General features: G+C 74.9%; 17 protein-coding genes. 8 read left to right on the plus strand and 9 right to left on the minus strand.

What is annotated here, in order from left to right; genetic code table 11:
• Positions 1-164 precede the first annotated feature (164 nt).
• The gene (locus ACFXHB_RS02425; protein ID WP_380571449.1) at positions 165-533 is read left to right on the plus strand and encodes a VOC family protein; all 369 of its coding nucleotides are present in this window, start codon (positions 165-167) and stop codon (positions 531-533) included.
• A 20-nt stretch (positions 534-553) separates the two neighbouring features.
• On the opposite strand, the gene ACFXHB_RS02430 is transcribed toward ACFXHB_RS02425, so the two are convergent.
• The 3 genes from ACFXHB_RS02430 to ACFXHB_RS02440 form a co-directional block, all read right to left on the minus strand.
• A complete protein-coding gene (locus ACFXHB_RS02430) occupies positions 554-1,123 on the minus strand; it encodes a potassium channel family protein (protein ID WP_380571450.1) in 570 nt (189 codons plus the stop codon).
• 140 nt (positions 1,124-1,263) lie between these two features.
• Positions 1,264-1,578, minus strand: a complete 315-nt coding sequence (tatA, locus tag ACFXHB_RS02435; RefSeq protein WP_380571451.1) for a Sec-independent protein translocase subunit TatA — start codon at positions 1,576-1,578, stop codon at positions 1,264-1,266.
• Between the two features lie 183 nt (positions 1,579-1,761).
• Positions 1,762-2,154: a YidH family protein gene (locus ACFXHB_RS02440; RefSeq protein WP_380571452.1), complete on the minus strand. Its 393-nt coding sequence runs from the start codon at positions 2,152-2,154 to the stop codon at positions 1,762-1,764.
• A 123-nt stretch (positions 2,155-2,277) separates the two neighbouring features.
• On the opposite strand from ACFXHB_RS02440, the gene ACFXHB_RS02445 reads away from it, so the two are divergent.
• Positions 2,278-3,177: a DUF3626 domain-containing protein gene (locus ACFXHB_RS02445; protein WP_380571453.1), complete on the plus strand. Its 900-nt coding sequence runs from the start codon at positions 2,278-2,280 to the stop codon at positions 3,175-3,177.
• Here the strand turns inward: ACFXHB_RS02445 and ACFXHB_RS02450 are convergent.
• Positions 3,144-5,507 carry an MMPL family transporter gene (locus tag ACFXHB_RS02450; RefSeq protein ID WP_380571454.1) on the minus strand — a complete coding sequence of 788 codons (2,364 nt, stop codon included), beginning with the start codon at positions 5,505-5,507 and terminating at the stop codon, positions 3,144-3,146. The genes ACFXHB_RS02445 and ACFXHB_RS02450 overlap by 34 nt on opposite strands.
• A 286-nt stretch (positions 5,508-5,793) precedes the next feature.
• Here ACFXHB_RS02450 and ACFXHB_RS02455 point away from each other — a divergent pair, with 286 nt between their 5' ends.
• A complete protein-coding gene (locus ACFXHB_RS02455; protein ID WP_380571455.1) occupies positions 5,794-7,011 on the plus strand; it encodes a sensor histidine kinase in 1,218 nt (405 codons plus the stop codon).
• Positions 7,008-7,799, plus strand: a complete 792-nt coding sequence (locus ACFXHB_RS02460) for a response regulator (protein WP_380571456.1) — start codon at positions 7,008-7,010, stop codon at positions 7,797-7,799. Before ACFXHB_RS02455 ends, ACFXHB_RS02460 begins: the two co-directional genes overlap by 4 nt.
• Here the strand turns inward: ACFXHB_RS02460 and ACFXHB_RS02465 are convergent.
• Positions 7,757-8,413: a class I SAM-dependent methyltransferase gene (locus tag ACFXHB_RS02465; RefSeq protein WP_380571457.1), complete on the minus strand. Its 657-nt coding sequence runs from the start codon at positions 8,411-8,413 to the stop codon at positions 7,757-7,759. The genes ACFXHB_RS02460 and ACFXHB_RS02465 overlap by 43 nt on opposite strands.
• Positions 8,414-8,522: 109 nt before the next feature.
• Positions 8,523-10,103 carry an MFS transporter gene (locus ACFXHB_RS02470; protein ID WP_380571458.1) on the minus strand — a complete coding sequence of 527 codons (1,581 nt, stop codon included), beginning with the start codon at positions 10,101-10,103 and terminating at the stop codon, positions 8,523-8,525.
• A 122-nt stretch (positions 10,104-10,225) separates the two neighbouring features.
• On the opposite strand from ACFXHB_RS02470, the gene ACFXHB_RS02475 reads away from it, so the two are divergent.
• Positions 10,226-10,816 (plus strand): TetR/AcrR family transcriptional regulator, encoded by a 591-nt coding sequence (locus ACFXHB_RS02475; RefSeq protein WP_380571459.1) that lies wholly within the window; start codon positions 10,226-10,228, stop codon positions 10,814-10,816.
• A 45-nt stretch (positions 10,817-10,861) separates the two neighbouring features.
• On the opposite strand, the gene ACFXHB_RS02480 is transcribed toward ACFXHB_RS02475, so the two are convergent.
• Positions 10,862-11,179, minus strand: a complete 318-nt coding sequence (locus tag ACFXHB_RS02480) for a cupin (RefSeq protein ID WP_380571460.1) — start codon at positions 11,177-11,179, stop codon at positions 10,862-10,864.
• Between the two features lie 133 nt (positions 11,180-11,312).
• Here ACFXHB_RS02480 and ACFXHB_RS02485 point away from each other — a divergent pair, with 133 nt between their 5' ends.
• Complete coding sequence (locus tag ACFXHB_RS02485; protein ID WP_380571461.1) at positions 11,313-11,591, plus strand: hypothetical protein; 279 nt, start codon at positions 11,313-11,315, stop codon at positions 11,589-11,591.
• A gap of 246 nt (positions 11,592-11,837) precedes the next feature.
• Here ACFXHB_RS02485 and ACFXHB_RS02490 read toward each other — a convergent pair whose 3' ends face one another.
• A complete protein-coding gene (locus ACFXHB_RS02490) occupies positions 11,838-12,995 on the minus strand; it encodes an acyl-CoA dehydrogenase family protein (RefSeq protein WP_380571462.1) in 1,158 nt (385 codons plus the stop codon).
• A 300-nt stretch (positions 12,996-13,295) separates the two neighbouring features.
• Here ACFXHB_RS02490 and ACFXHB_RS02495 point away from each other — a divergent pair, with 300 nt between their 5' ends.
• Positions 13,296-14,462, plus strand: a complete 1,167-nt coding sequence (locus ACFXHB_RS02495) for a TetR/AcrR family transcriptional regulator (RefSeq protein ID WP_380571463.1) — start codon at positions 13,296-13,298, stop codon at positions 14,460-14,462.
• Positions 14,463-14,739: 277 nt separating this feature from the next.
• Here the strand turns inward: ACFXHB_RS02495 and ACFXHB_RS02500 are convergent, their stop codons facing one another.
• Positions 14,740-15,060, minus strand: a complete 321-nt coding sequence (locus ACFXHB_RS02500) for a hypothetical protein (protein ID WP_380571464.1) — start codon at positions 15,058-15,060, stop codon at positions 14,740-14,742.
• Positions 15,061-15,402: 342 nt separating this feature from the next.
• On the opposite strand from ACFXHB_RS02500, the gene ACFXHB_RS02505 reads away from it, so the two are divergent.
• Entirely contained in the window at positions 15,403-17,358 is a 1,956-nt protein-coding gene (locus tag ACFXHB_RS02505) for an ATP-binding protein (RefSeq protein WP_380571465.1), read from the plus strand.
• Positions 17,359-17,392 lie beyond the last annotated feature (34 nt).

Genomic DNA, 17,392 nt, shown 5'->3' on the forward strand with positions numbered 1-17,392 from the left:
TACGGCCCCGAAACCCGCCAGCCCGAACGACCCACCCACCCCGGCCGCCACCGCATACCCACCTGAGCGGACACCGCAGAGGCCCCCGCCCACCCGGGCAGGGGCCTCGCCGCCACCCGGACAGTCCCCGCCGGCCCGAACGCGCGACCAGGCAGAATCGGCCGATGCTGACCATCGGATCCATCGTGCTGGGTGTCCCGGACGTCCGGCGGGCCGTCGCCTTCTGGACGGAGGCGCTGGGCTACGTCCCCCGTGACGAGGGCGAGGAGCACTGGGTGGTCCTGGTGCCCGCGCAGGGGCCCGGTGTGCAACTGGCGCTCGGCCTCAGTGAGTCGCCCGTCCAGGAGCACCCCCGCGTCCACCTCGACCTGTACACGGCGGACGCCGCCGAGCAGGCGGCCGAGGTCGAGCGGCTGCTCGCGCTGGGGGCCCGGTCCGTCGACTGGGACCGCTACCCGGAGGACCCGGACTTCGTCGTCCTCGCCGATCCCGACGGCAACCGCTTCTGCGTGATCGACACCGCCCACGGCTGACGGTCGCTCCCGACCCGGCGTCAGTGGTCGTGGCCGCCCCGACGGTGCCGGCGGCCACCGCCCGGCTCCCGCATCCGGTTCTCCAGCCCGGCGCGGACCCGTTGTGTCAGGGTCCCGGCGGCGGCCGCCAGGAAGACGAAGTTGTAGACGATCTGCAGGATCACGATGAGCCGGGGCCCCTGACCCGCCGCCGTGATGTCGCCGTACCCGACGGTGGCCATCGTGACGACGGTGAAGTAGAGCGCGTCGAGCCGGGTGTCGAGCCCGATGAACTCACCGGCCGCACCGGCCAGCACGTAGTACGTCGCGGCGAAGACGGTGAGCGAGAGACAGATCAGGAAGACCAGCCACACCCCGGGCCGCCGGCCCGTGCCGCGCAGGATGTCGAGCACCCGGCCCAGCAGGAGCCCGCTCAGCAGCGTCAGGCCGGCGATGAACAGCAGCCAGCTGAACACCGGGCGGTGTGCGCCGAAGTAGCGCAGCGGCAGGGTGAAGTACGCGAGCATCAGCAGGGCGAAGGAGCCCAGCAGGAGGAGCCAGGCCCGCAGGTCGATGCGGTCCTCTGCGGGTGGGGGCGGGGTCGCGGACATCCCGCTCAGCCTGCCGCAGCGCTGTCGCGCCCGCCCGCCGGGCTGCTCCGAACGGGCCGGGGGAGCGGGGGAGCCGCTCGCGCCCCGGGTACGACGAAGCCCCCGCCGTTTCCGGCGGGGGCTCGGTCGAAGGAAGGACCTCAGGCCGTGGTGCGCGGGGCCTCGGTCGCCTTGGTGACGTTGGTCGGCGCGACCGCCTGCGGGGCCACCGGCTGCTGCGGCGCGTGCGCCTGCGGGGCAGCGGTGCTCTGCGCGGTGCCCGGGGCGGCGGCAGCGGCAGCGGCGTCCGCGGCCGGAGCCTCGTCCTCGCGCAGCGCCTTCGTCTCCGCCTTCAGAATGCGCATGGACTTGCCGAGGCCACGGGCCATCTCCGGCAGCTTCTTCGATCCGAACAGCAGGATGACGACCGCCAGCACCACCAGGAGGTGCCAGGGCTCAAGACCGTTCCGCAGCATCCCTGGCCACCGGTCCCTTCTTGTCTAGAGTCACGGGAGGGCAAAGCGCCCGACCTGGCCAGTATGCCTGGCCGTGGCGGCGAACGTATACACCGGCCGGGAAACGCTGGTCAAAAACCAGGTGCCGCCAGGGCGGACGGCGATCAATGGTGGCGAACAGGCGATGAATTCCGGCCACCGGGATCAATGGGCATACCCGATGATGAGGACGCAGAACACCACCGCCACCGCCGCCACGGAGACCGACAGCACCAGGAGGACGGGCGTCCCCGGCAGCGGTTCTCCCGTCCGCATCGCCGCCTGCACCCGGGTCCACCGCCGGTACGCGGCCACCCCGAGCGCCGCCCCGCCGAGCGCGCAGATCGCGGCGAGGGCGATCCGCAGCGGCGCGGGGGCGACCCCGGGGGTCAGCTGGTCGATGGCGATGCCGCCCGCGAGCAGGCCGAGCGAGGTGCGGATCCAGGCCAGGAAGGTCCGCTCGTTGGCCAGTGAGAAGCGGTAGTCCGGCTCGTCGTCGTCCGGCGGCCGCGCTTCCGGGCCCGCTTCCGGGTCCGGCTCCGGCCCCAGGTCCGCCATCCGCCCTCCCGCTGTGCTCCGGGTGTCCCGTCGCACCCAGGCTGCCCTGCCCGGCGTCGGGGCGCAGCTCGGACCGGGGGAACTCGGATGCGTCGACCGGCGGGCGTCCGCCAGACTGCGCCGATGAGCATCGACGCGCCCGGCCCCGCGACCCCCGGCCCCGCGACCCCCGGCCCCGCAGCCGCCGGTACCTCCGGGACCCCCGCCCGGGAGCGGGCCCTGCGGCACGTCGCGGCGCTCGCCACCGGCGGGCCGCTGCCCGCCGGGCTGCGCGTGACCCTCAACTTCCACCCCGACCGGGCCGACGGCGGCCGGGACATCCTGGAGGCGCTCGCGCGGGACGGCGTCTACCGCTCCCAGTTCGTCACCGGCACCGGCAACGGCGGCCTGACCGCCCACCCCGGCGGTGACCGCTGGCGCTGGGAGAGCCGGATCTTCGGCGGCGCCTACGACGAGGCACCCGCCGAGGAGCGCCCGGTGTACGGGGCGCTCGACTTCCGCCGCAAGCCCCTCGGCGCGGCGCCGCGTTTCGGCTCGGCCCACTTCCGGCTCACCCCGCAGGCCCTCGCCCGGGCCACCTTCTGCTACCCCGACAGCTTCCTCGACCCGACCGACTTCGGCACCGCCGACCGGATGGCGCTGATCGCCCTCGCCGAGGCCGACGACACCGACGAGCTGGACGACTACATCGAGGCCCAGGTGCACGGCCCGGTCCGGCTCGACACGGACGTGGAGGCGCTGGTCCTGGACCCGAGCTTCCGGGGCACCCCGGTGGAGGAGCGGGCCCGCCGGCTGCCGTGCCCGCTCACGTGGCACCCGGGCCTGCGCCTGTCGACCGAGGAGCTGAGCCGCCACCCCGACTACCGGGGCCCCGAGTTCGTCGCCCTCGGCATCGCGATCGCCGAGGACGGCCTGCTGGACCCGCGCGTCATCGGCGAGGCCGTCCGCGCCGGCCGGCACGATCCGCAGGACCTCAAGCGGGTCTGGCACTACCTGGCCCGCTTCGGCTCGCCGGTCGGGTAGCGGCCCGGTCGCTCCCCGGGGACGTCGTACATCCCGTCGTACATCCCGTCGTGCAGCACGTCGTGCCGTGTGTCGTGCCGTGTGTCGTGCGCGGGCCCGGCGGCGGGTGCCGGTCCGAACGGCCGCGGGGAATCCGGGGCCGGTCCGGGCGCGGGCACGAACGCCGCGTGCCGCGGCCGGACGTCACCGGTCGGCCGCGGGCGGACCGGCCACCAGATCGCCCGGCCGAGGAGGGCGGCGAGGGCGGGGACGACCACCAGGGACAGGACGAGCGCGGAGAGCATGATCCCCAGCGCCATCGCGAAGGCGACCTGCTCGCTGCCCGGAGTCGTGGCGAGGGTGCCGAAGGAACCGGCCAGCACCAGCCCGGCCATCGTGATGGCCGGTGTCGTGTACCGCACCGCGCGGGCCACGGCGTCGCGGGCCGGGCCCGGCCGCCGCATCTCCTCCCGGATCCGGTCGCTGATCAGGATGTTGTAGTCGGTGCCCAGCGCCACGACGAACAGGAACAGCACCAGGGGCAGGGTGAAGCTGACCCCCGGCTTGCCCAGGAGGTGCTGGAAGACCAGCGTGGCGGCGCCGAGGGTGGCGGCGAAGCCGAGCCCGACGGCGAGCATCAGGACCACGGGCGCGAGGAGGCTGCGCAGGAGCAGCAGCAGGATCAGCGCGATCAGCGCGGCCGCGACCGGGAACACGATCCTGAGGTCGTGGGCGACGGCCGTCGAGACGTCCGCGAAGATCGCCGCCGTTCCGCCCACGTGGGCGCTCGTCCCGGCGGGGGTGTGCCGGGCGACGGCGGCCCGGATCGGCCCGGAGGCCAGGTCGCGGGCCTGTTGGCTCTGGGGTGCGGCGGTCGGGTAGAGGTCGATCCGGGCAGCCCGCTGGTCCTCGTTCAGGACGGTCGGGGCGACCTTGCCGACGCCGTCGACCCCGGTGAGCGCCCGGGAGAGATCGTCGAGCCGGGCCGGGGTGAGGGCGGAGCCGTCGGTGCTGGTGACGTAGACGCTCGTCGGGTCGGACACACCGGCCGGCAGCGCGCGGGAGATCTCCGCGGCGGTGGCCGCGGCGGGGGTCCGGTCACCGGGGTCGCCCTGGCCGTAGTCCATCCGGATGCCGGCCAGCCCGGCGGCCAGGGCGGCGAGCAGGGCGACGGAGGCGGTCAGCATCGCCAGCGGCCGTCGGGCGACCAGCTCGCCGAAGCGGGCGGCCCGGCCGTCGCGCGGCTGGTGGAGCAGGGCCTTGGAGGGCCAGAACATCTTGCGCCCGGCGGCCGCCAGCAGCGCCGGCATCAGGGTGAGGCTGCCGAGCAGCATCACCAGGACGGCGACCGCGATCGCCGGACCCAGTGAGCGGAACTGCCCGAAGGTCGCCAGACCCAGCGTGGCGAACGCGGCCACGATGGTCAGCGCCGCCGAGGTGATCGCGGTGCCCACCCGGGCGGAGACCTGCGCGGCCGCCTCCCGGGCGGGCTGCTCGGGCCGGGCGCGCAGCTGCTCGCGGAAGCGGAAGAGCAGGAACAGCAGGTAGTCGATGCCGATGCCGAGCAGGACCACGTTGATCAGGCCCGGGGTGCCCGCGTCGAGCTTGCGCCCGGTGAGCATCGCGGTGCCCGCGACGGCCCCCACCGCCACGCCGCCGATCACGGTGACCGCGAGCAACGGCAGCACGGCGGCCAGCACACTGCGGAACACCAGCACGTTGAGCAGCACGATGAGCACCAGGACGAGCGCGCCGCCGACCTTGGCGGCGGTGTCGTGGGCATCGGTCGTGTCGACGGTGTCGGCGAGGCCGCCGGTGAAGCCGGTCCGCATCCCGGCCTCGGCGAACTGCGCCCGGGCGGCGTCCCGGAAGGCCCGGTAGACGCCCTGCACCCCCTGGTCCGCGGGGCTCCCGGTCAGCTGGACGGAGAGCAGTTCGAAGCTCCGGTCGGGCGCCGTCATGGCCGGGGCGACCCGGGGCGTCTGGGAGCGGTCCGGGATCAGGAACTCGGGGCCGTCGTCCTTCCGGGGCATCGCCACCCGGCGCTGGGCCAGCTTCGCCGCCTCGGCCGCCACCCGCTCCTGGTCGGCCGGTTCGAGGGCCCGGCCGTCGGTCCGGGCGACCAGTACCGTCACCGTGCTGGCGTCGGGGTCCACCCCGAACCGCTCCTCGGCGATCCGCAGCGCGGCGGCCGAGTCGTAGCTCCGGGGCAGGAAGTCCCCGGTCTGGCTCTGGGTGACGCGGCCGAGCAGGGTCGGGGCCAGGCCGATCAGGAGGAAGCCCAGCACCCCCCAGAGGGCGATGGTCTTCCACGGATGTCTGGTGGAGCAACCGGTCAGGGCGCGGATCACGATGTCCTCCGGCGGACGGGCGACTGCGGATGTCTGCCGGGGTCTCCCGGCCGGTCTCCAGCCCATCACCGGAAGGGGCCCGCGGGCGTCGTGGCGGCGGATGATCCGGAGCGGGGCCCTGGGTCCCGCCCGGGGCTCCGACCAGGACCAGGGTCCTGGTCGGAGCCCCCGCACGGGGGTGGCCCGCCGGCCGCTGTGCGACCCTGTCCCGGGAACGGGAGGCCGGACGACCAGGCCGGACGAGGCCGCACCAGGCCGCACCAGGCCGGACACGAGGGGGACGGGCATGCCCAGGAGTCGACACACCTGGCCGGGTGCTGCCCCGGAGCCGCGGCTCGTCGACGGCGTGGAGCCGTCGCGGCCCCGCAACGACGCGTTCGTGGCCGCCGGGGCCTGCGCGCTGAACCTGCTCAGCTACGTGTTCTTCGACAGCCCCGACGCCAAGTACGAGGTCAACGCGGCGGGGTTCCTCCTCGTCGCACTGGCGGCCGTGCCGCTGCTCGCCCGGCGCAGTCACCCGGTGGCGGCACTCGCCGCCGTCCTGGCCCTCGACGCGACGGCCGCCGTGACCGTCCCGCTGCCCACCCACTTCGGCGCGGTGCTGGTCGTCGCCCTGTACTCGGTCGTCCGGGTCTGCCCCGGCCGGGTGACGGCCGTCGTGGCCGTCGTGACCGCTCTGGTGACGCTGCTGAGCCAGAGCGGTGGCCGGCTGCCGTACCCGCAGACCGCCCTCACCGCGTCCCTCTCCACCCTGATCGTGGTCGGCACCGGGTTGGTGGTCAACCGCTGGCAGCGGGAGGTGGCGGCCAACCGCCGACTCCTCGCCGACCGTGCCGTGGCCGACGAACGCCGCCGCATCGCGCGGGAGTTGCACGACATCGTGGCCCACCACATCACCACCATGCAGCTGATGGCCGGTGGGGCCCGGGCCAACCTCGACCGGCCGGAGGTGGTCCGGGAGGCCCTGGTCACCCTGGAGTCCTCCGGGCGGCTCGCCCTGCGCGAGATGCGCCAACTCCTGGACGTGCTGCGGGCCGGCGACGAACCGGAGACCGCGCCGGCGCTGCCCCAGCCGGGCGTCGAGGAGCTCGACCGGCTGGCGGCCGAGTCCCGCCTCGCCGGGCTGCCGACCACCTTCGAGATCCTCGGGACGCCGCGTCCGCTGCCGCCCACGGCCGGTCTCACGGTGTTCCGGATCGTCCAGGAGGCGCTCACCAACGCCCGCAAGTACGCGGGCCCCGCCCGCGCGTCCGTCCTGCTGACCTACCGTCCGGACGGCGTCGGGGTCGAGGTCCGGGACACCGGCGGGGGCGCGCCGCCGCCGGAGCCGGCCGGCCCGGGCGGGTACGGGCTGATCGGCATGCGCGAGCGCGTCGCGCTGCACGGCGGCACCCTCACCGCCGGTCCGCAGGCCGGGGGAGGGTTCGCGGTGGTCGCCGATCTGCCGCTGGGCACGGACGAGACGGCCGAGGCGGCCGTCCAGCACGAAGGGGCGTACCGATGACCGGGACGGGGCCGACCCGGCCGAGGATCAGGGTGCTGATCGCGGACGACCAGCCGCTGGTCCGGCGCGGACTGTCGCTGATCCTCGCCCCCGACCCGTCCTTCGAGGTGGTGGGGGAGGCCGGGGACGGCGCGCAGGCCGTCACCCTCGCGCACCGACTGCGGCCCGACGTCGTGGTGATGGACATCCGGATGCCCGTCCTGGACGGGGTCGGCGCGACCGCGGAGCTCGCCGCCACCCTGCCCGGCTGCCGGGTCCTGGCCCTCAGCACCTTCGACCTCGACGAGTACGTGGTGGGCGCCCTGCGCGCCGGGGCCCACGGCTTCCTCCCCAAGGACAGCTCGCCGGAGGACCTCGCCGCGGCGATCCGCACCGTCCACACCGGTGAGGCCGTGGTGGCGCCACGGCTGCTCACCCGGCTGATCTCCACCTACGTCCGGGCACCGCGCGACGCGGGGCCGGTCCCCGCCGGCCTGGACGACCTCACCCCGCGCGAGGTCGAGGTGTGGCGGCTGATGGCCACCGGCCTGGACAACGCCGGGATCGCCGGCGCCCTGGACCTCAGCCTCTCCACCGTCAAGAACCACATCACCAACCTCTTCGACAAGCTCGCCGTCCGCGACCGTGCCCAAGCGGTCATCGCGGCCTACGAGTCGGGCCTGGTCACCGCCCGCCCGGCGGGGCCGGGGTGCCGGGGCCTTCGCCAGGGGGGCGGTCAGGGTGCGGAAGGGCGTCCGCGCCCGTTTCAGCCCCGGTCCGGCCGGGCCTCGCGGCGGGCCAGCAGATAGCCGCGGCGGGTGGCCGCCTCCTCCGGGAGACCGGCCCGCTCCAGCCGCGCCTCCACGGTGAACCCGGCCTCCTCCAGCAGGGCGGCGACGCGCTCCGACTCCAGGAAGTGGAAGTCGACGGAGACGGGGTGCCCCCACCACTCGTCGAGCCGCCGGACCTCGGTGCCGAGGTGGAAGGAGACCAGCAGCGTGCCGGACGGCCGCAGCACCCGCCCCATCTCCTCGAACGCGGGCCGCAGCTCGTCGGGTTCGAGGTGGATCACCGAGTAGAGCGCGACCGCCGCCGCGAACTCCCCGTCCACGGCGGGCAGTCGCAGCAGGTCCCCCTCGCGGAACTCCGCCCCGGGGTGGTCCCGCCGGGCGATCTCCACCATCGCCGGCGACAGGTCGATCCCGACCACCGCCGCGCCCCGCTCCGCCGGCCACCCCGCCACGTGGCCAGGCCCGTACCCGAGGTCGGCCACCGGCCCGCCCCGGGCCTCCTCAAGCACCACCCCGAGCAGCGCCCGGTCCACCGGCTTGTGGGCCAACTCGCCCCCGATCCGCCGCCGGTACTCCTGCGCGACGGCGTCGTAGCCGGCCCGGACCCGTCCGTGCCCAGCGCTCTGTGGCATGCCCGGCAGCCTGGCACGCCGCCGGGCCGCCGGGAACCCGCCCCGGCACGTGCGAGAGCCCCCGCCCGGGGGCGGGGGCTCTTGATGACACGCGGGGTAGGGCTTCCGGTCAGACGGCGGCGGGCTCGGTGGCTTCTGCGGGCACGGCGGCTTCGGCGGGCGCGGCGGACTCGGCGGGCCGGGCGGGGAGGTGGGCCATCAGGCGGTAGGCGAGCAGGGCGGCGCCGACCGCGAAGACGAGGCCGACCACGGCGGCCACGTGCAGACCGTCGGTGAAGGCGGCGCGGGCGGTGCCGAGCAGCTCGGTGCCGAGGTGACCGGGCAGTTCGGCGGCGACGGTGACCGCTCCGCCGAGGGTGTCCTGGGCGGTGCGGGCGGCCTCGCCGTCGAGCCCGGCCGGCAGGGCGCCGTCCAGCCGCGACCGGTAGACGGCGGCGCCGGCCGCGCCGAGCAGGGCGATACCGAGCGAGCTGCCGAGCTCGACCGCGGTCTCGGAGGTGGCGGAGGCGATGCCGGCCCGCTCGACCGGTGCGGCGGAGACGACCATCTCGGCGGTGAGGGTCATGGTGCCGACGGTGCCGGCGGCCAGCACGCCCGCCGCGGTGAGGATGACGGCGAGCGGCGAGTCGGTACCGACCCGGGTCATCAGGGCGAAGCCCGAGGCGCCGATCAGGAAGCCGCCGGCCATCAGCACCGCCGGCCGGACCTTCCCGGCCAGGGCCGAACCCAGGCCGACCGCCGCGCCGACGCCCACGCTCGGCACCAGCGACCAGAGCGAGGCCGTCAGCGGGCTCATGCCCTTGACCAGCTGCAGGTACTGCGAGGTGAAGAGGGTGAAGCCCATCATCGCGAACATCGCCAGCGTGTTGACGCCGATCGCCCCGCTGAAGGCGCGGATCCGGAACAGGCTCAGGTCGAGCAGCGGCGCGGCGGCGGTGCGCTGGCGCCGGACGAAGAGGCCGCCGAAGAGCAGTCCGGCCGCGACGGCCGTGGCGGCGAGCGGGCTCCAGCCGTCCACCGCGAGGGTCTTGACGCCGTAGACCAGCGGCAGGATCGCGGCCAGCGAGAGGCCGGCGCCGAGCAGGTCGAACCGGCCCTGCCGCGGGGCGCGGTACTCGGGCAGCAGGAAGGGGGCGGCGATCAGCGGCAGGACCATCACCGGGACGGCGATCAGGAAGGCCGAGCCCCACCAGAAGTGGTCCAGCAGCAGCCCGCCGACCACCGGGCCGAGCGTGGCGCCGGTGGTGAGGACGCCGCCCCAGGCGCTGAGGGCGATCTGCCGCTGCTTGGGGTCGTGGAACATGTTCCGGATCAGCGCGAGGGTCGAGGGCATCACCGTCGCCCCGGCGGCACCGAGCACGGCGCGGGCGGCGATCAGTTGGCCCGCGCCGTCCGCGTAAGCGGCCAGCACCGAGGCGCCGATGAAGCCGGCGGCGCCGATCATCAGCAGCCGGCGGCGGCCGATCCGGTCGCCCAGCGAGCCCATCGTGATCAGCAGCCCGGCCAGCAGGAACGAGTACATGTCCATGATCCACAACTGCTCGGTGCCGCTCGGCGCCAGCGTGGTGGAGATGAACGGGACGGCGAAGAAGAGCACGCCCATGTCCATGGTCAGGACGAGCGTCGGGAGCAGGAGGACGGCCAGGCCGATCCATTCGCGACGGCCTGCGCGGCCGGTGGTTGCGGTCATGGGGAAGACGGTACGGGCGTGTCATACGACTGTCTAGTACAGGCGTCTAAATCATTCGTCTCAGGCATGCGTGTGAGACGTATGTGCAAGACATCTGTTCAGGCAGGCCGTAGCATCGGGGCATGGGAAATCGTGAGGACCTCCTGGCCGGCGCCAAGCACTGCCTGTACGAGAAGGGCTACGGGCGCACCACCGCCCGGGACATCGCCACCGCCTCCGGCGTCAGCCTGGCGGCCATCGGCTACCACTTCGGCTCGAAGGTGACGCTGCTCAACACGGCACTGATCGAGGCGATCGGGGAGTGGGGGGCGGCCCTGGGAGCCGTGGTGACGCGCGCCAACGAGCTGGAGGACGGCCCCGAGGAGCGGTTCGTCGCGGTCTGGGAGGGCGTCAAGGAGACCTTCGTCGAACACCGCGGCCTCTGGGCGGCGCAGTTCGAGGCGATGGTCCAGAGCGAGCGGGCGCCCGAGCTGGCGGCGGCGCTCGCCGCGGTGCAGAAGGAGGGCAGGCTCGGGCTCGCGGCACTCTTCCAGGGGCTCACCGAGGTGCCGGACACCGAGGAGGAGATGGCCCGCGGCATGTTCTACCAGGCCCTGCTGGCCGGCCTGGCCGCCCAGTGGCTGGCCGCGCCCGCGATGGCGCCGACCGGGCGGGAGTTCCTGCGCGGACTCCAGCTGGTCAGCGGCAGCGTGCTCGGACCCGCTACGCCGTGAGCGCTGTGCCGTGGCCGGTGTGCCGTGGCCGTGGTGGTGTGACCGCTACGCCGTGACCGCCGTCAGCAGCACCACCGAGTCGACGTGGGCCAGCAACCCGTGCCGCTCCTGCGGGATCGGGTGCAGCCGGCCCGCGGCCAGCTCCTGCCGGTGCCCGGCGACGGTGAGCGAGACCCGGCCGCGCAACACCTGAAGGCTCGCCGCGGCGGGCGCGTTGTGCTCGTCCAGGGACGTCCCGGCGGTCAGCGCGATCACGGTCTGGCGCAGCACGCCGTCGTGCAGCACCAGGTGGGCGCTGCGCCCGTGCGGGCTCTCGGCGGCTTTGGCCGCGTGCTCCACGGCGAGCTGTTCGAGATCGACCATCGGATGTCCTCCCGGTCCTGCCTGCCGGGCCCCCTCGCGGCGGCCCTGGGGCCAGCGTCGCGGACCCGCCGGGCTCGCGCACCCCGGAGCAACTCGGCGTGCGGCGATCGCGGACTGCGCCCATGGTGGATGCATGGCGACCAACGACAGTTTCCTCAGCGGCTTCCAGGTCAACCGTTCGCTGCTGGCCGGCGGTGCGGTCCTCACCGGTATCGGCGCGGTGCTCGGGGCGGCCGGCGCCGCCATGGTGTGCGCGGCGCTGGCCACGGCCGGGCGCTCGTGGGTCCGGCAGCTGGACACCCCGCCGACGGCCGTCGCGCAGCGGGCGCTGCGTCAGGCGAAGGCGGCCTCGACCGCGGCCTCCACGGCCGGCTGGGAGGCCTGGCGGGCCGAGCAGGGTTCGCCCAACTGAGCCCGGCCGGCCCGGTCCCCGGGGTGCCCCCGGGGCGCTCGGGCGCCCGCCGACCGCCCTGCCGTTCCACCGTTCAGACGCCCGACCGTCCGACCCCTCCACCGCCGCGCCGCCCGGCTTCACCCGGGCGGCGCAATCGTGCGAAGGGGTCGGGAGCGCCGGCGGGCCGCCATGGGGGTGCGGCCCGCCGGCGGGGTGCTGGGGTGCTCCCCGCCACCGTGGTGTTCCCCGCCACCGGGGTGCTCCCTACAGGCCGAGCGACTTCGCGACGATGCTGCGCATGACCTCGCTGGTGCCGCCGTAGATCCGGAACACCCGGTTGTCGGTGTAGAGGCGGGCGATCGGGTACTCCAGGATGTAGCCGTAACCGCCGTGCAGCTGGAGGCACTTGTCGATCACGCCGGAGGCCGACTCGGTGCAGAACAGTTTCGTCGCCGCCGCGTCCGCGACCGTCAGCTCCCCCTGCTGGTAGAGCTCCAGCGCGCGGTCGACCATCGACTGCTGGGCCACCACCTGGGCCTCGCAGTCGGCCAGCGTGAACTTGGTGTTCTGGAACTCGGCCACCGCCTGGCCGAACACCTTGCGCTCCTTGACGTACTGGACCGCGAACCGCACCGCCGCCGCCGAGGCCGCGTAGGCGCCGACCGCGATCGCCAGCCGCTCCTGCACCAGGTTGTGGGTCAGGTAGGAGAAGGCCTTGCCCTCCTCGCCGAGCAGGTTCTCCACCGGCACCTTGACGTCGCTGAACGCCAGCTCGGCGGTGTCGGAGGTGCGCAGGCCGATCTTCTGCAGTTTGCGGCCGACGGTGTAGCCCTCGGAGGCGGTGTCCACGCAGAGGATGGAGAGCCCGGCCCGGCGGTTCTGCGGGTCGTACGGCGCGGTCCGGCAGATCGCCAGGACGAGGTCGGCGAGCACTCCGCCGGTGATGAAGGTCTTGGCGCCGTTGAGGACGTAGTGGGTGCCGTCCTCGGACAGCCGGGCCGTGGTGGAGATGCCCGCGAGGTCGGAGCCGGCGCCCGGCTCGGTCATCGCGATGGCCGTCATGATGTCGCCGGAGACGAAGCCGGGCAGCCAGCGCCGCTTCTGCTCCTCGTCGGCGTACTCCAGCAGGTACGGCAGCACCAGACCGGTGTGCACGCCCGAGGAGCCGAAGCCGACACCCGCCCGGGCGGTCTCCTCGGCGACGACCGCCTGGTACTTGAAGCCGCTCTCGCCCGCGCCGCCGTACTCCTCCGGGACCTCGATGCCGTAGACGCCCAGCGCGCCGAGTTGGCGGTAGAAGTCGCGCGGCGGGTGGCCCTCGGCCTCCCAGCTCTCGTAGACGGGGACGACCTCGTGGGCGATGAAGTCCCGGATGGTCTCCCGGAAGGCCTCGTGGTCCTCGGTGAACACGGTGCGGCGCACGACGGCGCTCCCTTCGGTGGTGCCGGGCGGTGCGGGCCGGCACGGGCGGCTGCGGGCCGGTGGACAGCTGATCGCCCCACAAGTTAATCCCGGGTAGCTTCGACTTGTCCAGGGTCGGCGCGGCGGTGTCCGGACCGTGACCGAGCCTGCTACGGCGGGCGTCGGGCCGCCACAAGTGAATCCTTGCTAGCCTACGGGCGGCGGTGCGGACAGCGGTGCGGGCAGCGCCGCGGACAGTGGTGCGGGCGGCCGGGGCCCCGCCGGCGGGCGAGGCGAGCGGGCGAGGCGAGGAGCGGCGGCATGGTGGTACGACGGCCGCCCGCGCGATCCCGGCAGGCGCAGATCCTCGCCGTGGCCGCCGAGCGCTTCCACCGCAGCGGGTACCACCAGGTGTCGATGACCGAGGTCGCCGCCGGGGTCGGCATCACCGCGCCGGCCCTCTACCGGCACTTCCGGGGCAAGCCCGAACTGCTCGACCGGACCCTGCGGGTGGGGCTGGACGAACTGGCCGGCGGGCTGCGCGCGGCGACCACCACGTCGGCCGTCGGCGCCGTGCTGGCCGCCGTCGCGGTCGGACACCGCCCGCTCGGCACGCTGGTGCAGCGCGACGCCCGGCTGCTGCCGCCCGTCCGACGGGCCGCGCTGCGCCGTGAGTTGCGGGCGGACGTCGCGCTGATGGCTGCCGTGCTCCGCGCCGAGCGGCCGGAACTCGGCTCCGCCGAAGCGGAGTTGCTCTGCTGGTCGGCGCTCTCGGCCGGGGCCGGGCTCTCCTACCAGTCGGCCGTCCCGCAGCCGCGCCGGGCCGAGCGGCTGCTGCGGGAGCTGATCGCGGCGATCCTGGCGGTGCCGCTGGACGGTACGTCGCCCGACCCGCGGGGCCGCGCCCCGGTGGCGTCCTCCCGGCCGCGGTCGCGCCGCGAGGAACTGCTCGCGGTGGCGGTGCGCTTGTTCCACCGGCGCGGGTTCGACAACGTCAGCACCGACCAACTCGGCGCCGCCGTCGGCATAGCGGGGCCCAGCGTGTACCGGCACTTCGACAGCAAGGCCCAACTGCTGGCCGCCTCGCTGGTGCGCAGCCGGGAGCGGCTGTGGCACGAGGTGGAGGGCGCGATCGCCGTCGCCGCCGGCCCGGGGCCGGCTCTGGAGGCCGCGCTGGCCGCCTATGTGGACTTCGCCCGGCGCAACGGCGACTACCTGGGCGCGATGGTGAGCGAGACGGAGCGGCTGGCCGCGCCGGACCGGCGGGTCGCGGTGGACTTCCGCCGGGACTTCCTGCGGACCTGGGTCGACCTGCTCCGCCAGGTGCGTCCCGAGTACGACGCGGCCGAGGCCCGGATCCGGGTGCACGCCCTGTTCGCGCTGGTCAACGACGGGGTGCGGAATCCTCCGTACCGCGACCGGCCGGATCTCGGGGACTGCCTGCGGCGGCTCGGTCGGGCCGTGCTGGGCCTGGTCGAGCCCGCCTAGCGACGGGCGGGCGACGGCGGGGTGCCCACCCCCCCGGGGCGGCGGGGGGGGCCCCCCCCCCCGAGGGGGCGCCGCCCCCAGCCACCGCCGCGCCCCCCGCCGCCCCGTGGGGCCGGGGTGGCCGGGGTCCCCCCCGCCCCGCCCCGGGCGGCCGCGGGCGGGGTGCCCACCCCCGTGTCGACGGGGGCGGGCACCCCGCCCGGTGGTCGCGGCCCGCGAGAGCTCCCGGGCGGCCCGCGGCCGCTCCGGTGCGCGAAGGGGCCGGGCCCGTGCCGGTCTAGAAGACGAAGTGCGGGTGCACGTCGGCCGCGACGTTGCCGTTGCCCTGGAGGGCGCCGATGTTGCCGGCGTTGCCCGTGACGGCGAGGCCGTTGTTCTGGTTGCCGGCACCCGAGCCGGTGGCCGTCTGCTGGGTGTTGACCACGTTGCCGATGACGTTGCCGATCACGTTGTTGGAGCCGGTGTTGCTCACGACGCTGCTGTTGGAGTGGTGGTCGGCACCGGCGCCGTTGTCGGCGTGCGCGGTGGCGGCCCCGACCCCGACGAGGAGGAAGGCCCCGAGGGCGGTGACGGCGGCGGCTGCGCGAATACGGGACACGCTGGTCTCCCTGAGAGTGGACTGCGAAAGTGGCGCCCTGCGGGGTGGCCGCCCCGAAGCGCCGGTTCCTGACGTCGCACGACCAGCATTCACCAGCGCCGCGCACGAACTCCACCGAATGGGTGGCAATTCGCCCGATGGTGTCATGAAGGCGACGAAGCGGTACGGGCGGCGGCGCCCCGAAAGGTCACGCGGATACGGTCAAGTTCCCTCGAAGGAAGGCTGGTTGGGTCATCCTGACGGCCGTGCGGGGATGGTGCGGCTGTCAATGCCAGGTTGACCGAATCCCTGGCCCGAGAAAGAAATGGTCGCCGGATAGTCGCACTGGCACACTGAGGACCCATGTCTGATGGTCTCCCGCCCGACCCGCCCATGCCCGCCGAGGATCTGCGTACGACCGAGGTCGATCTCGGCGGACTGGTGAACGTCCTCGCCACCCACCTCTACTCCACCCCGCTGGTGGCCCTGCGCGAACTCGTCCAGAACGCGCACGACTCGCACACCCGGCGGCTGCTGGAGGACCCGGACGGCGGCCACCGCCCACTGATCCGGGTCCGCGCCGACAGCGGCCGGCGCGTCGTCGGCATCGAGGACACCGGCGCCGGCCTCACCGAGCCGGAGATCCACGCCTACCTGGCCACCGTCGGCACCGGCTACACCCGGATGCTGCGCGATCTCACCGGCAACCAGGAGCTCATCGGTGCCTTCGGGCTCGGCTTCCTCTCCGCCTTCTCGGTGGCCGACGAGGTCACCGTCACCACCACCTCGCACCGCGATCCCCGGCTCGGCCACCGCTACCGCAGCCGCGGCGGCGAGCAGTACAGCGTCGAGCGGGTGCCCGCCCGGCCGGCCCCCGGCACCCTGGTCGAACTCTCCCTGAAGACCGAACACGCCCACCTCGCCGACGAGAACGCGCTGCGCGAGGTGCTCGGCCGGTACTGCGTCCTGCTGCCGATCCCGGTCTTCGTCGGCGACGACGAGCGGCCCGTCAACGCCGTGCCGGTCCCCTGGCGCCAGGCGGTCGACGGCGACCCGCACACCGCCCGGATGCGGTTCGCCACCGCCTTCGGCCGCCGCTTCGAACCGCTCACCGCCTTCCCGGTGCAGCCCGCCGAGGGCGGGGCCGGCGGCGGCAGCGACGCCGTCGGCCTGCTCTGGGTCCAGGACGGCGGCACCTACGGCAGCAGCGACAACCGCGACCTCGCGGTCTACCTGCGCGGCATGCTGCTCGCCGAGGACGCCCGCGACCTGCTGCCCAGCTGGGCCGGGTTCATCGGCGGCGTGGTCGAGTCCAGCCGGCTCACCCCCACCGCCAGCCGCGAGGACCTCCAGCGCGACGAGCACTACCGCGCGCTCCAGCAGGCCCTCGCCGACGCCGTGGTGGAGGGCCTCTACGAGACCGCCCGGCTGCGCCCCGCCGTCTGGCGCCGGATCCTCGCCCGGCACGGCCAGGACCTGCTCGGCGCCGCGCTCTGCGACGACCGGCTGTTCACCCTGCTCGCCGACGACGTCCCGGTGCCCACCTCGCAGGGCGACCTGACGGCCGGTGCGCTGCGGGCCGCCGGCGGCGGCGCGGTGCACGTCGCGCTCGGCAGCGGCGGCGGCTTCGAGGAGATGCTGTACCGGGCGATGCAGGTGCCGATCGCGCGCGGCGACCGCTACGCCGTGCTGCCGTTCCTGCGCCGCTACGCCGGGCTGCGGGACTGCCGGATCGTCGAACTGGGCAGCGAGAGCGGCAACCGCGAACTGTTCCGCGACCCGGAGCGCCCGCTGCCCGCCGAGGAGGCCGGCTGGCTGTCCGGGGCGCTGACCGACCCCGGGGAGCAGCTCGTCCCGGCCCGGTTCGACCCGCCCGGCCTGCCGCTCGTCCTCGTCCCCGACCGCGAGGCCGAACTGAAGGCCCGGATCGAGGACGACCGGGCGGACGCCCGGATCCCGTCCGCGGCGCTGCGGCTGGCCCGGGCCTTCACCGCCCGGTCCGACGGCGAGGTGAAGGCCCGGCTCTACCTCAACCTGGCCTGCCCGGCCGTCCAGGACCTGCTCGCCGCCTACCGCGGCGGGCACACCGGCAGCGCCACCGCCGCCGGGCTGCTCCGCTCGCTCAAGGTGATCATGGCGGCGGCCTCGGCCGGCTCCAGCACCGGCGACCTCGGCGGCGCCCTGGCCGGCATCGGCACCGCGGTCTCCGCGCTGACCGCCGCCGTGCCGGCCGGGCTGCCCGGCGTCCCGGACAGCCCGGGGAGCCTCGACGGGCTCGGCGGCGCCGGCGGCCCGGGGAGTCCGCCCGGCCGGGGCTGACCCCGACCCGGCCGTCGTGCCCGCCCCGGCCACG

The sequence above is a fragment of the Kitasatospora sp. NPDC059327 genome, from assembly GCF_042752535.1.
Lineage (GTDB): Bacteria > Actinomycetota > Actinomycetes > Streptomycetales > Streptomycetaceae > Kitasatospora.